The organism is Mycobacterium sp. 1245111.1, assembly GCF_001673405.1.
In the GTDB taxonomy this organism is placed as follows: domain Bacteria; phylum Actinomycetota; class Actinomycetes; order Mycobacteriales; family Mycobacteriaceae; genus Mycobacterium.
On record NZ_LZLV01000067.1, the window covers coordinates 15,485 to 28,893 of the forward strand.

The window sequence follows — 13,409 nt, forward strand, 5'->3', positions numbered from 1 at the left end:
ACGATGGCACGGACCCAGCAGCAGCGGCGCGAAGAGACCGTGGCGCGTCTGCTCGAGGCCAGCATCGCGACGATCATCGAGATCGGCTACGCCCGGGCCTCGGCCGCGGTGATCACCAAGCGCGCCGGGGTTTCGGTGGGCGCCCTGTTCCGGCACTTCGACACCATGGGCGACTTCATGGCCGCCACCGCATACGAAGTGCTTCGGCGCCAACTGGATTCGTTCACCAAGCGGGTCGCGGCGATACCGTCCGACCGGCCCGCCTTGGAGGCCGGGCTGACCATCCTGCGTGACATCACCAGCAGCCCCACCAATGCGGTGCTCTACGAACTGATGATCGCCGCGCGCACCGACGAAAAGCTCAACGCGACCTTGCAGCACGTGCTCGAGCAGTACACCAGCAAGATCTGCGATGCCGCGCGTGCGCTACCCGGAGCCGAGGAACTCGGCGAGGACATCTTCCCGGTGATGGTTGCGCTGCTGACCAACACCTTCGACGGAGCGGCGATGCTGCGGGCGGTGTTGCCTCAGCCCGAGATCGAGGACCGCCGCATCGCTCTGCTGTCGTCCCTGCTGAGCGGAATCGGCCTGCCGGCCTGATCGTCAGCTGTCGGTGAGCTTGCTCACCGCGTCGTCGAGCCTGCGGCACAGGCTCATCAGCTCGTTGATCCCGAGCAGGGTGAGGGGGCGATGAGTTGCCGGCCCGTCGGCGACCACGCAGAACGGCGTGGCGTCGCCGAGGGTGTCTCGCGCCTTCATCAGCACGCTGATGCCGGCCGAGCCCAGGAACTCGACCTTGGACAAGTCGACGATCAAGCCCTTCGGCTTCTTGGCCAGCGCGCCGTCGATGGCCTCGGACAGTCCCGGGGCGGTCAACATGTCCACGCTTCCGCCGACCGACACCACTGCCAACCCGTCGACCTCGGACTCGCTGGCGTAGAACTCGTCCTTGTCGGTCTGAGGCGGCGAACCGGGTGCGTGTTGGTTTTCGGCCATCATCGATCTCTCATTCCTCACGGACACCTGCGTTGACGGTTCGCAACGCAGACATCGTTGGTAATGGCTGGCGACTCAACCCACGGACGATGTCGACGCGTATCGACGGCATGCCGCGAACCGCTATTGAACTCCTGCGCAACAGACTGCCACGGCACTCGAAGAGTAGCCGAAACGACTGACGCTGTCGCCGCAGCACTACAGCGTGCCGATTCCCGATTGCGGGTTGAGCGCAAAGCCCCAGTCGAGCAGGCTACCGGCTTGATCCCAGTAGGTCGGTCCGCCTTCGCGCACCAACCCATACATCATGGCTACCACCAGACGGCGTCCTCCGCGAGCGGCGGCACCGACGAACGTCTTGCGTGCGGCGTCGGTAAACCCGGTCTTGCCGCCGATCGCGCCCGGATACCGCGTCAGCAGCTCGTCACGGTTGGCGATCGGGTGGTCACCATTCTCGCCGGGAAAAACGGCCGACGGCTCGGCGGTGATCTGGGCGAACACCGGGTTGGCCATCGCCGCGCGGAAGATCACCGCCAGATCGTGGGCCGTCGACCAGCCCGAGCCACCGGGTCCGTCCAGCCCGGAGGGTGTCGAGGCATGGGTGTTGACCGCCCCCAGTGAGGCCGCCTTGGCGTCCATCTTGGCCACGGTGGCAGCCACGCCGCCCAGCATGTGCGCCAAGGTGTTGGCCGCGTCGTTGCCCGACACCAGCAGCAGACCGTCGAGAAGTTGACGCGCGGTGTAGGTGTTGCCCGCTTTCACGCCCACGCAGCTGCATTCGACCTGGCTGTCGGCCGCATCGGCCACCACGGTCGAGTCCAGGTTCAGCTCGTCGAGCGCCACCAGCGCGAGCAGCACCTTGATGGTGCTCGCGGGCGGGTGGCGGACATGCTCGTCACGCGCGGCCAGCACCTGACCCGAGTCGAGGTCGGCCAGCAACCACGTCTGCGCTGGGCCATCGGGGATCGGCACCGAACCGACCGGCTGCACGCCGGCGTCCGCCCACGCCGTTGGACTGGATCCGACGAAGAACACGGCCACGATTGCGGCCATCAGCATCCGCATGGGGCGACAGTACCGGCCTGCCGGCCGGCCGCCCTCGCCGCACTTGGCCCGCTGCTCCCCGGCTTGCGGGGCAAGCCGCATGGCCGCCGGGCGGCAGGTGTTCAATCAAGCCATGTTGAGCCATGCCGAAATCTCGGACCGCTTGGAAATCCAGCAGCTGATCACCGATTACTCCACCGCGATCGACACGCGTCGGTTCGACGATCTCGACGCCGTATTCACCCCGGACGCCTACATCGACTACACGGCTCTCGGCGGGATCGAGGGCAGCTATCCCGAGGTGAAGGCCTGGCTGGCCGAGGTGCTGCCGAACTTTCCGATGTACGCGCACATGCTGGGCAACTTCTCGGTCCGCATCGACGGCGACACCGCCTCGTCGCGGACGATCTGCTTCAACCCGATGGTAGTGCCGGCCGCGACGACACAAAAAGGCCCAGACCAGATCATGTTTTGCGGGCTGTGGTACGACGACGAGTTCGCCCGGACCGACGACGGCTGGCGGATGACCCGTCGCGTCGAGACGAAGTGCTTCCAGAAAATCATGTAGTCCGCGTGAATTTCTGACTTAAGCCCTGGTTCTGGCACAATGGGCGGCTGTCCGTCGCGCGACCCACCGCCACTGCGGTGCTTGTCCGGCGGTCACACACGCGAGGCAAAACCGGATCCGGGCACTCCCGCCCGAATCGCTGAATTGCAGCGTGACACCTTCTAGGAGAAGTCGCTTCACCATGGCTGTAAAGATCAAGCTCACCCGGCTCGGCAAGATCCGCAATCCCCAGTACCGCATCGCAGTCGCCGACTCGCGCACGCGCCGCGAAGGCCGCGCCATCGAGGTCATCGGCCGGTACCACCCGAAGGAAGACCCGAGCCTGATCGAGGTCGACTCCGAGCGCGCCCAGTACTGGCTGTCGGTCGGCGCTCAGCCCACCGAGCCCGTTCTCAAGCTGCTGAAAATCACCGGCGACTGGCAGAAGTTCAAGGGCCTGCCCGGCGCCGAGGGCCGACTCAAGGTCGCCGAGCCCAAGCCCACCAAGCTCGAGCTGTTCAACGCGGCGCTAGCCGCCGCCGACGGCGGACCCGACACCGAGGCCGCCAAGCCGAAGCAGAAGAAGGCGCCGGCGAAGAAGGCCGCCGAGAAGCCGGCCGACGAGGCCGAAAAGGCCCCTGCCGCCGAGAAGCCCGCTGAGGAAGCCGCGCCGGCCGCCGAGGCCGAAGCCGCCGAGCCGGCTACCGAGAGCTGACCGCGCCATGAGCACCGTCGTCGTTGACGCCGTCGAACACCTGGTCCGTGGGATCGTCGACAATCCCGACGATGTTCGCGTCGACATGGTCACCAGCCGTCGCGGCCGGACCGTCGAAGTGCACGTCCACCCGGAAGACCTCGGCAAGGTGATCGGTCGCGGGGGGCGCACCGCGACCGCGCTGCGCACGTTGGTCGCCGGCATCGGTGGCCGCGGCATTCGCGTCGACGTGGTGGACACCGACCAGTAGCGGAGAGCTCGGCGTGGAGTTAACTGTCGGGCGCGTCGTCAAAGCGCACGGCGTCACGGGTGAACTCGTCGTCGACATCCGCACCGACGATCCCGAGCAGCGGTTCGCTCCGGGATCGACGTTGCGCGCCAAGGGATCTGATCGCAGCGAGCGCAGCTACACCGTCGATACGGTCCGACCGCACGGCGGCCGCCTTCTGGTGCGACTGTCCGGCGTGGCCGACCGCGACACCGCCGATGCACTGCGCGGCAGTGTGTTCGTCATCGACTCGGCGGACTTGCCGCCCATCGACGAGGACGACACCTACTACGACCACCAACTCGAGGGTCTGCAGGTGCAGACGACGGCAGGCGTCGAATTAGGCACTGTCACCGAGGTTTTGCACACCGCGGCCGGTGAACTGCTCGCGGTCAAGCGCGAACATGCCCCCGAGTTACTGGTGCCGTTCGTCAGCGCCATCGTCACGTCGGTGTCGCTGGAGAACGGTGTCGTCGAGATCGACCCGCCGGATGGTCTCCTGGACCTGGAGAACTGAGGGCGCCGAGATGAGAATCGACGTCGTCACGATCTTCCCGTCGTATCTGGATCCGCTGCGGCAGTCGTTGCCGGGCAAGGCGATTCAGTCGGGTCTCGTCCAGTTCGACGTGCACGACCTGCGCCGGTGGACCCACGACGTGCACCACTCGGTCGACGACTCGCCGTACGGCGGTGGGCCGGGGATGGTGATGAAGGCGCCGGTCTGGGGTGAGGCGCTCGACGAGATCTGTTCACACGAAACGCTTCTCGTTGTCCCGACGCCAGCCGGCCGGTTGTTCACCCAGGCGACCGCACAGCGGTGGGTCAGGGAACCGCATCTGGTGTTCGCGTGCGGCCGCTACGAGGGAATCGACCAGCGGGTCGCCGAGGACGCCGCCACCCGGATGCGGGTCGAAGAGGTGTCCATCGGGGACTACGTGCTGCCGGGCGGCGAGTCTGCGGCGCTGGTCATGATCGAGGCCGTGCTACGGCTGCTGCCGAACGTGCTCGGCAATCCGCTCTCCCACCAAGATGATTCACACTCCGACGGGATGCTCGAGGGACCGTCGTACACCCGGCCGCCGACCTGGCGGGGCCTCGACGTCCCCGAGGTGCTGCTGTCCGGCGACCACGCCCGCGTCGACGCGTGGCGGCGCCAGGCCGGCGAGCAGCGGACCCGCGAGCGCCGACCCGACCTGTGGCGGGATCGGACCTAAGCTAGACCCCGATCCGCCCGGACGGGAACATCGTCTTGACGGCCTGGGTGATGGTGTCCCGCGCGGTGGCGTCGTCGGAGGCCTGCAGCGACTCGATCACCATGACGTAGCGCCGGTCGGCTCCGATGATGCCGGTGGACAAGTGCATCCAGCTGCCGCCGTCCATGCAGCACATCCAGCCCTGCTTGACGGCGACGGGTTCGCTGGAGAGCCCATCGGGAATGCCAAATCGCTGCGGATAGCCGTCGGCTCCGGTGGCCGTCGACCCGGTGAGGTCGTCGACGATGATCTGGGCGCGGTCGCCCGCCAGGCCGCCGGCCCCGTTGAGCAGCATGTCGTAGTAGTGCACTAGGTCGGTGGCCGAGCTCCTCGTGTTCCACCACTGTCCGTCGCTGGGCGGGGTGGTCGACGTCAACCCGTAGCGGGTTGCGACGGTATTGATGATCGTTTCGCCGCCGCGCGCACCCCAGAACGTCTCCGCGGCGCCGTCGTCCGAGGAGCGCAGCATGCTGTCCAGGGCTTGGCGATCGGTCGATGAGAGCGCGTCGCCGGACGCTTGTGACAGCAGGTCGTCGGCGATGAACAGTTTGGCCACCGAGGCGATCGCGACCAGCTGGTTGCTGCCGCCCGCCAGCTGCTGACCGGTCGCCCGGTCGAGGACGGCCACCGAGATCGTGGCGCCCTTGGTGGCCGCGTCATCGGTGGCCTGTGCGATGCGCGTTGCGAGCCCGTCGAAGGAGGCCGCCGGCGGCGACGCAGGGGCAGGCGCGGCGCCGTCCGGCGAGCCGTACACCCGTGCGCAACCGACGCCGGACAGCGTGAGGATTGCCGCAATGCCGATGACCAGCAGCGGACCGCGAGTTCGCATGCGCATGTGTACCATCCGCGCACGTCGGGGATGGGTAGGGGATAGCGGCGATTCGCCGTGATTTCGCTGCGTGGACCCGATCTGGCACAATTGACCAGTTGTCTCCAGCGGTTGTCGGCCGGCCGGCTCGCTTCCGCCCACTGTGAGACTCCCAGATGTCCGAATCCATCGGCCAAGTTGCCTGCTCACGCGCCTGCGGTGGTGAGCAGCAGCGCTGGTCGCGACCGCAAGGAAGTGTCTGTCGAAATGAACACGCTGGACTTCGTCGACAAGACGTCGCTGCGCGATGACCTCCCGGCCTTCAGCCCCGGCGACACGATCAACGTGCACGTAAAGGTCATCGAGGGCGCCAAAGAGCGCATCCAGGTGTTCAAGGGCGTGGTGCTGCGCCGCCAAGGCGGCGGGGTCCGCGAGACCTTCACCGTCCGCAAGGAGAGCTACGGCGTCGGCGTCGAGCGGACGTTCCCGGTGCACTCGCCCAACATCGACCACATCGACGTCGTGACCCGAGGTGACGTCCGTCGCGCCAAGCTCTACTACCTGCGCGAGCTGCGCGGCAAGAAAGCCAAGATCAAGGAAAAGCGCTGAACTTCGGCGCTGTCGGCGTTTCCGCGGCGGCCCTGCAGGACCGCGCAGTGACGCTGGCTACGCTGAAGCGGTGACTGACACGACCGACTCGCCTGAGGGTCAACCCGATTCCGGTCCGGCCGATCCAGAAGTCGCGAAAAGCTCTCCGTCCATTCCGCAGCCGGGTGTACCGCAGGAAGACGAGCACGTAGACAAAAAGCGTGCGGCGCTGCGTGAAACCGTCGTTCTCGCGGTGATCGCACTGGTGCTCTACTACGTCATGTTGACGTTCGTGGCCCGTCCCTACCTGATTCCGTCGGAATCGATGGAACCCACCCTGCACGGCTGCTCGGGGTGCGTCGGTGACCGGATCATGGTCGACAAGGTCACGTACAACTTCGGCGCGCCCCATCCCGGTGACGTCATCGTGTTCAAGGGACCGCCGCCGTGGAATGTCGGCTACAAGTCCATTCGTTCGCATAACGCGGTGATCCGCTCGCTGCAGAACGCGCTGTCGTTCATCGGTTTTGTGCCGCCGGACGAGAATGACTTGGTCAAGCGCGTCATCGCGACCGGTGGTCAGACAGTTCAGTGCCGCAACAACACCGGGTTGACCGTGGATGGCAAGCGATTGAGCGAGCCGTACCTGGACCCGGCCACGCTGAACGCCGACCCCGCCGTCTACCCGTGCCTGGGTCCGGAATTCGGGCCCGTCCACGTGCCGCAGGGACGGCTATGGGTGATGGGGGACAACCGCACTCACTCGGCCGACTCCCGGGCCCACTGCACCAGCACTCCCGGCGATGCGATGAACGGACTGCTGTGCACCGGCGACCCGATGGCCGGCACGGTGCCGGTCGACAATGTCATCGGCAAGGCGCGGTTCATTGTCTGGCCGCCCTCGCGTTGGGGTGCTGTGCGATCGGTGAATCCGCAGCAGAATCATTAGGGATGGCTACCACCTGGCCGCCTCGGACGGTGATCCGTAAATCGTCGGGTCTGCGCACCCTGGAGTCCGCGCTGTATCGCAGCGGTCTCGGGCCGGTGGCCGGCGTAGACGAGGTCGGGCGTGGGGCGTGTGCCGGGCCGCTGGTGGTCGCGGCGTGTGTGCTCGGGCCAAACCGACTGGAAAGCCTTGCTGCCCTTGATGATTCGAAGAAGCTGACGGAAACTTCGCGGGAGAAGCTGTTTCCGTTGATCCGCCGGTACGCGCTGGCCTATCACGTGGTGTTCATCCCGTCGACCGAGGTCGACCGGCGCGGAGTGCACGTGGCCAACATCGAGGGGATGCGTCGGGCGGTGGCAGGGCTGTCGGTGCGACCCGGCTATGTGCTCAGCGACGGTTTCCGGGTGCCGGGACTGGCCGTGCCCTCGTTGCCGGTGATCGGCGGCGACGCGGCGGCGGCGTGCATCGCGGCGGCCAGCGTGCTGGCCAAGGTCAGCCGGGATCGACTGATGGTGGCGATGGAGGCCGACCATCCGGGGTACGGGTTCGCGGTCCACAAGGGCTACAGCACGGTGGCGCACTCTGCGGCGCTCAACGAGCTCGGGCCCTGCCCGCAGCACCGGTACTCGTTCATCAACGTGCGACGCGTGGCGTCCGGATCTGGGACCCGCACGGTGGTGGAATGCCCGCCAGACGCCGAAGACCAGCCGGGTCAGCGGATCGACGACGAGTGGGGAAAGATGGATCCGGTCAATCAACCACGGGACGAAGAAGGACGGTTGAGCTGATGAGTGCCGAAGATCTCGAAAAGTATGAAACCGAGATGGAGCTCTCGCTGTACCGCGAATACAAGGACATCGTGGGCCAGTTCAGCTACGTGGTGGAAACCGAGCGCCGGTTCTATCTGGCAAACAGCGTCGAGATGGTTCCCCGCAACGCCGACGGCGAGGTCTACTTCGAGCTGAGGTTGTCCGACGCGTGGGTATGGGACATGTACCGGCCGGCCCGATTCGTCAAACAGGTCCGGGTCGTCACGTTCAAAGACGTCAACATCGAAGAGGTCGAAAAGCCCGAGCTGCGGCTGCCCGAATAAGGCGCCGCGCTAGGCCCGGTCGCCGTTGCCGAAAGCCGGCTTGCCCCGGGTTTCAATCACACTGCGCGCCACGTCGGCCAGTTTGATGTTCAAATCCTGCGAGTAGCGCCGCAGAACGTTGAACGCCTCCTGCTCGTCCACTCCGTGCAGCATCATCAGCATTCCCACGGCCTTGCCGATCTCGCGGTTGGACAGCAGCCCGCGCCGCAGGGTCGAGACATCCTCGCCCTGGGCGACCGCGTTGATCGCCACGCTGGCGAACGACGCCAGCGTGACGGCCTGGCCCGCCGACTCGGTGTCGAAGACGCCTGCCTTGTCGCTGAACAAGTTCAGTGCCCCGGTTTTGCGCTTGTCCACCAGGATGCGGAAACCCATCGCCCCGCGCACGGGCGTTTCGGCGACCATCCGGGCGGCCAGCTTGGGCCATTGTTTGGGCGTGGTGAGGTCGGTTTCGATCTGCGGCGTTTCTTCCTCGATCGCGTCGACGCACGGCCCATCCCCAGCCGCGCGTTCCATGTCATCGATGCGCTGCGCGATGCTGTCGCTGGCGCCGACGGTGACGTACCGGCCGTCTCGGCGCACCAGCAAGCTCGCGTGATCGCACCCGGTGACAACGAGCGTCGCGGCGACACAGATCGCCGCGTAAATCTGGCTAGCTTCCGAGCCCTGGTAGATGATCTCGGCCAGCGCGGAGAAAACTGTGGCAGGGTCCGCTGCCGTCGGCCCTACACCGGAATCGTTCTTCGCGTCGTCCGTCACGTCCACATCATTTCAAGGCAGTTGCGCTGCTTGTCAGCGTATCGATGTTTCTGTCGGTTTCGCCAACCGCCGCCTGCCGATACGCTGCCGTCAAGATGCCGTAAGGATAACGGCGGAGCCCCGTATTGAGTCCGGCGTCCAGGGCTGTCATCGGTTAGGAATAGCTGGTGACAGGTCCGGGCGCCGACAAGATTGCGCCGTCGTTCGTTGACGTGTGGAAGCGGGCTGTGCTCGGCAAGCCGATGATCAACGACGACCTGCGTCATGAAAAGCTGTCGAATCCTGTTGCGTTGGGCGCACTTTCGCCAGATGCGATCTCATCAACCGCCTATGGGCCCGAGCAGATCATGGTGGAGTTGCTGCCGGCCGCGGGAATGGCGGCGTTCGTCTTGCTGCTGCCGATCACCGGTGTGATCCTGCTGATCCTGGCCCTGGTAGCCGCGTCGTACCGCCAGGTCGTGATGGCCTACACGCGGGCCGGCGGCTCGTACGTGGTGGCGAGGGAGAACTTCGGACCACGGATCGCGCAAATCGCGGCGGCGGCGCTGCTGATCGACTACGTGGTCACGGTCGCCATCCAGTGTGCGGCCGGGACGGTCGCGGTTGCCTCCGCGATTCCGACGCTGGGTCCCTTCAGCCTCGAAATCACCGTGGGGTCGGTGCTCATCTTCTGTTTCGCCAACCTTCGTGGTCTGCGCGAGGCCGGCCGACTGTTCGCGGTGCCGACGTACTGGTTCATCGCGATGCTGACACTGATGGTCGTGGTCGGGGTCGTCCGCGAGCTTTTCGGGAGTCTGCCGACATACGATCCCGCCCACGTGGACGGGGCGGTGCCGGTGCATCAGGGCAACGGACTGGTGATGGGCGCGACGATCCTGGTCATCTTGCGCGCCTTCGCCAACGGTGGCTCGTCGCTGACCGGGGTGGAGGCAATCTCCAACACCGTCAACCTGTTTCGGAACCCGGAAGGTCGCAATGCGCGCCGGGTGCTGACGTGCATGGCCTGGATCCTCGGGTTGCTGCTCGCGGGTGTGGCGTGGCTGGCCTACGCGACTCACGCGACGCCGTACTCCGCGGGATACCCCTCGATGCTTTCCGAGATCGGCCGGGCGGTGTTCGGCAACGGGGTGGTCGGCCACCTCCTGTATTTCATGCTGCAGGCGGCCAGCGCGGCCATCCTCTACAACGGCGCCAACACCAGCTTCAACGGCTTTCCCGCGCTCGCGAACTTCGTCGCCGAGGACAGCTTCTTGCCACGCCCGCTGATGAAACGTGGTCACCGGTTGGTCTTCTCGAACGCCATTCTGCTGCTGACGGTCCTCGCGGTTGCCTTGCTGCTTGCCACCGGAGGTTCGGTCAACGCGCTCGTGCCGCTGTTCGCGATGGGCGTCTTCAGCGCGTTCTCGATGGCCGGCTACGGAATGACCAAACATCATCTGGCACAACGTGATAGGGGTTGGCGCTACAAGGCGGTGATCAACTTTTCGGCCGGGCTCTTGTCGACGATCGTGGTGTTGATCTTCGCGATCGCGAAGTTCACCGAGGGTGCCTGGCTGATCGTGGTGGTCTTTCCCACCCTGGTCTTCATTCTCATCCAACTCAACAAGCAGTACCGGGCGGAAGCGTCGGTGCTGGAGTTGACCCGCTTCGAGCGTCCCGACTTCTCCAGGCATCCGCGGCATCGGGTGCTGTTGTTCGTCGATTCCATCGACCCCGCCCAGGTCGAGGCCCTGCGCTACGCGAAGGGACTGCACTCCGACCTGCTGACCGCCGTGCATTTCGTGATGGACGACGCCAGGGCCGCCCGGTTGCAGGTTCGCTGGTCACGGTTCAGCCAGAACGTCGAGCTGCGGATGGTCGACTGCGCGGATCGAAACCTCAATCGTGCCGCACAGGAACTGGTCGAGCAGGCCAAGCGCGATTACCCGGACACTATGGTGACGGTCTTGCTGCCACGCCGAATGTATTCGCCGCTGGCCGACCGGCTGCTGCATGACCGCACCGCGGACAAGATGGCCCGGGTGATCAGCCGGATCCCCGGCGCGAGCGCTCAGATCGTGGCCTATGACATCGGTTCGCGGGTCGCACAGGTAATTCGCGCGGGCGACGTGAAAAACCCCGGCCATTCGCCCGACACCAGCGGAAAGTCCCAGGCCACCACCCCGGTGAACTGACGTTAAGGCTGTCAGTCCAGATGCGCTGACCTGGTAATTGGCTGAGAATAACCCCTGGTGGGGGCCCCTCGAGTCGGCCAAACCCTAGTAGAGCCGCTAACGTTCTGCAGCGTAAGTTTTGCGTAAGTATTGCGAACGTAGAGGGCGGGGAAGAGCATCACCGTGGTAGAGCTGGCTGACGAGCACAAGGCCCCGTCGACGTTCGTCGATGCGTGGAAGCGGTTTTTTCTGGGCAAGCCGCTGATCAACGAAGACCTCGAGCACGAAGCCCTCTCGAATCCTATTGCGCTGGGCGCACTTTCGCCGGACGCGGTCTCATCGACGGCTTACGGTCCTGAGCAGATCCTGATCGAGCTCCTGCCCGCCGCCGGGCTCGCGGCGTTCACGCTGATCCTGCCGCTTGGCGGCGTCATCCTGTTGATCCTGGCGCTGGTTACCGCGTCGTACCGCCAGGTCGTGATGGTCTACACCCAGCGCGGCGGGTCCTATGTGGTGGCACGCGCGAACTTCGGGCCGAAGATCGCGCAACTGTCCTCGGCCGCTCTGCTGATCGATTATGTGGTCACGGTGGCCATCCAGTGTTCGGCGGGCACGGTAGCGGTGGTCTCCGCTATTCCCAGTCTCGGGCCGTACCACCTGGAGATCACCGTCGGCGCGTTGCTGTTGCTCTCGTTCGGCAACCTGCGCGGCATGAAAGAGGCGGGCCGGCTCTTCGCGGTCCCGGTGTACGCCTTCGCCGCGATGATGACGACACTCATCGTCACCGGTGTGGTCCGCGAACTCCTCGGAACCCTGAAGACTTATGACCCAGAGCACATTGCCGGGTCCGTGGAGATTCACCACGGCAACGGCATCGTCATGGGCGCCACGATCTTGGTGCTGCTGCGCTCGTTCGCCAACGGTGGCACATCGCTCACCGGCGTCGAGGCAATCGCCGACGCGGTCAACGTCTTCCGCCAGCCGCAGGGCCCGAATGCCCGCAAGGCGCTGACCATGATGGCTTGTCTGCTCGGATTCCTGTTGTTCGGTGTCATCTGGTTGGCCCACGTCACGCATGCGGTTCCTTACGCCGCCGGATACCCGTCGATGTTGTCCGAGATCGCGCATGCGGTCTTCGGCAGCGGCGCAATCGGCAACGTCCTGTTCGTGCTGTTGCAGGCGGCCAGCGCACTGATCCTGTTCTTCGGCGCCAACACCAGCTTCAACGGCTTTCCGGCGTTGACGAGTTTCGTCGCGGAGGACAGCTTCCTGCCACGACCGATGATGAAGCGCGGGCACAAGTTGGTGTTCTCCAACGCCATCATCGTGCTCACCGTGGCCTCCACGACCTTGGTGCTCATCACCAACGGTTCGGTCGACGCCGTGGTCCCGCTGTACGCGATGGGCGTCTTCATGGGCTTCTCGATCTGCGGCTACGGCATGACGAAATACCACCTCGGCCATCGTGACCCCGGCTGGCGCCGCAAGTTGGCGATCAACCTGTCGGCGGCGATCTTGTCGACGATCATCGTGCTGATTTTCGCGATCGCGAAGTTCACCGAAGGCGCCTGGCTGGTGTGCGTCGTGTTCCCGATCCTGGTGATCGCGCTGATGCGGCTCAACCGCGAATACCGCAGTGAGAACGCGGTTCTGGAGATGCAGTTGACCGAACGTCAGGACGTGGTCAAGCATCCGCACCACACCGTCGTGGTCCTGGTCGACCACTTCGACTTCGCCACGATCGAGGCACTGCACTACGCCAGCGGCTTGAACCCCGACAAACTGAAGGCTGTGCACTTCATCATCGACGGCCGCCACGCGCAGCGACTGCAAGAACGCTGGCAGCATTTCGAGGATGACATTCCGTTGCAGATGCTCGAGTGCCCGGATCGCTACCTGAGCCGCGCGGCGCAGGAATTGGTGATGCGGGAGATCGAGGACGACCCCAGCACCAAAGTGACCGTGTTGCTGCCTCGGCGTACCTACGCGCCGCTGGTGGGCCGACTGCTGCACGACCGCACTGCGGACAAGATGGCCGGAGCCATCAGCCGGGTCAACGGTGCGACCGCTCAGATTGTTGCTTACGACGTGACTTCCCGGATCGCGCAGGCGACGGCCGCGGCGCGGTCGGAGAAAGAGGCCCTGCGCAAAACGGCGGAAGAGTTGCCGGCGTCGAAGTGACCGCCCAACCCCATTGCCTGGGGGAAAGCACGAACAAGTCGATGAGAGATCGTGTCTG

The 13,409-nt window shown here is 65.3% G+C and carries 15 protein-coding genes and 1 pseudogene; 12 read left to right on the top strand and 4 right to left on the bottom strand.

Annotated elements, in window-relative coordinates:
• The first annotated feature begins 3 nt into the window (after window positions 1-3).
• Entirely contained in the window at window positions 4-600 is a 597-nt protein-coding gene (locus tag A5658_RS11385; RefSeq protein ID WP_067334274.1) for a TetR/AcrR family transcriptional regulator, read from the top strand.
• Window positions 601-603: 3 nt separating this feature from the next.
• On the opposite strand, the gene A5658_RS11390 is transcribed toward A5658_RS11385, so the two are convergent.
• Window positions 604-999 carry an STAS domain-containing protein gene (locus A5658_RS11390; protein ID WP_255361328.1) on the bottom strand — a complete coding sequence of 132 codons (396 nt, stop codon included), beginning with the start codon at window positions 997-999 and terminating at the stop codon, window positions 604-606.
• Between the two features lie 195 nt (window positions 1,000-1,194).
• The gene (locus tag A5658_RS11395; RefSeq protein WP_067334279.1) at window positions 1,195-2,061 is read right to left on the bottom strand and encodes a D-alanyl-D-alanine carboxypeptidase family protein; all 867 of its coding nucleotides are present in this window, start codon (window positions 2,059-2,061) and stop codon (window positions 1,195-1,197) included.
• Between the two features lie 112 nt (window positions 2,062-2,173).
• On the opposite strand from A5658_RS11395, the gene A5658_RS11400 reads away from it, so the two are divergent.
• The 5 genes from A5658_RS11400 (at window position 2,174) to trmD (ending at window position 4,784) form a co-directional block, all read left to right on the top strand.
• Window positions 2,174-2,608, top strand: coding sequence for a nuclear transport factor 2 family protein (locus tag A5658_RS11400; protein ID WP_067334437.1), 435 nt, complete (start codon window positions 2,174-2,176; stop codon window positions 2,606-2,608).
• A 181-nt stretch (window positions 2,609-2,789) separates the two neighbouring features.
• Entirely contained in the window at window positions 2,790-3,302 is a 513-nt protein-coding gene (gene rpsP / locus A5658_RS11405; RefSeq protein ID WP_067334282.1) for a 30S ribosomal protein S16, read from the top strand.
• A 7-nt stretch (window positions 3,303-3,309) separates the two neighbouring features.
• Complete coding sequence (locus A5658_RS11410; RefSeq protein WP_067334285.1) at window positions 3,310-3,552, top strand: RNA-binding protein; 243 nt, start codon at window positions 3,310-3,312, stop codon at window positions 3,550-3,552.
• A 13-nt stretch (window positions 3,553-3,565) separates the two neighbouring features.
• Window positions 3,566-4,087 carry a ribosome maturation factor RimM gene (gene rimM / locus A5658_RS11415; RefSeq protein WP_067334288.1) on the top strand — a complete coding sequence of 174 codons (522 nt, stop codon included), beginning with the start codon at window positions 3,566-3,568 and terminating at the stop codon, window positions 4,085-4,087.
• Between the two features lie 10 nt (window positions 4,088-4,097).
• Window positions 4,098-4,784 (top strand): tRNA (guanosine(37)-N1)-methyltransferase TrmD, encoded by a 687-nt coding sequence (trmD, locus tag A5658_RS11420; RefSeq protein ID WP_067334440.1) that lies wholly within the window; start codon window positions 4,098-4,100, stop codon window positions 4,782-4,784.
• 1 nt (window position 4,785) lies between these two features.
• Here the strand turns inward: trmD and A5658_RS11425 are convergent, their stop codons facing one another.
• Window positions 4,786-5,652: a hypothetical protein gene (locus tag A5658_RS11425; RefSeq protein ID WP_067334443.1), complete on the bottom strand. Its 867-nt coding sequence runs from the start codon at window positions 5,650-5,652 to the stop codon at window positions 4,786-4,788.
• A gap of 246 nt (window positions 5,653-5,898) precedes the next feature.
• Here A5658_RS11425 and rplS point away from each other — a divergent pair, with 246 nt between their 5' ends.
• From rplS to A5658_RS11445, 4 genes are all read left to right on the top strand, one after another.
• Window positions 5,899-6,240 carry a 50S ribosomal protein L19 gene (gene rplS / locus A5658_RS11430; RefSeq protein WP_067334446.1) on the top strand — a complete coding sequence of 114 codons (342 nt, stop codon included), beginning with the start codon at window positions 5,899-5,901 and terminating at the stop codon, window positions 6,238-6,240.
• A 70-nt stretch (window positions 6,241-6,310) separates the two neighbouring features.
• The gene (lepB, locus tag A5658_RS11435; protein WP_067334291.1) at window positions 6,311-7,168 is read left to right on the top strand and encodes a signal peptidase I; all 858 of its coding nucleotides are present in this window, start codon (window positions 6,311-6,313) and stop codon (window positions 7,166-7,168) included.
• 2 nt (window positions 7,169-7,170) lie between these two features.
• Window positions 7,171-7,953 (top strand): ribonuclease HII, encoded by a 783-nt coding sequence (locus A5658_RS11440; protein WP_067334294.1) that lies wholly within the window; start codon window positions 7,171-7,173, stop codon window positions 7,951-7,953.
• The gene (locus tag A5658_RS11445; RefSeq protein WP_007171389.1) at window positions 7,953-8,258 is read left to right on the top strand and encodes a DUF2469 domain-containing protein; all 306 of its coding nucleotides are present in this window, start codon (window positions 7,953-7,955) and stop codon (window positions 8,256-8,258) included. Before A5658_RS11440 ends, A5658_RS11445 begins: the two co-directional genes overlap by 1 nt.
• A gap of 9 nt (window positions 8,259-8,267) precedes the next feature.
• Here the strand turns inward: A5658_RS11445 and A5658_RS11450 are convergent, their stop codons facing one another.
• Window positions 8,268-9,017 carry a GAF and ANTAR domain-containing protein gene (locus A5658_RS11450; RefSeq protein WP_067334450.1) on the bottom strand — a complete coding sequence of 250 codons (750 nt, stop codon included), beginning with the start codon at window positions 9,015-9,017 and terminating at the stop codon, window positions 8,268-8,270.
• A 167-nt stretch (window positions 9,018-9,184) separates the two neighbouring features.
• On the opposite strand from A5658_RS11450, the pseudogene A5658_RS11455 reads away from it, so the two are divergent.
• Together A5658_RS11455 and A5658_RS11460 are read left to right on the top strand one after the other, a co-directional pair.
• Window positions 9,185-11,107, top strand: a pseudogene (locus A5658_RS11455) (APC family permease); the annotation flags it as partial.
• 240 nt (window positions 11,108-11,347) lie between these two features.
• Window positions 11,348-13,351: an APC family permease gene (locus A5658_RS11460; protein WP_369830510.1), complete on the top strand. Its 2,004-nt coding sequence runs from the start codon at window positions 11,348-11,350 to the stop codon at window positions 13,349-13,351.
• Window positions 13,352-13,409 lie beyond the last annotated feature (58 nt).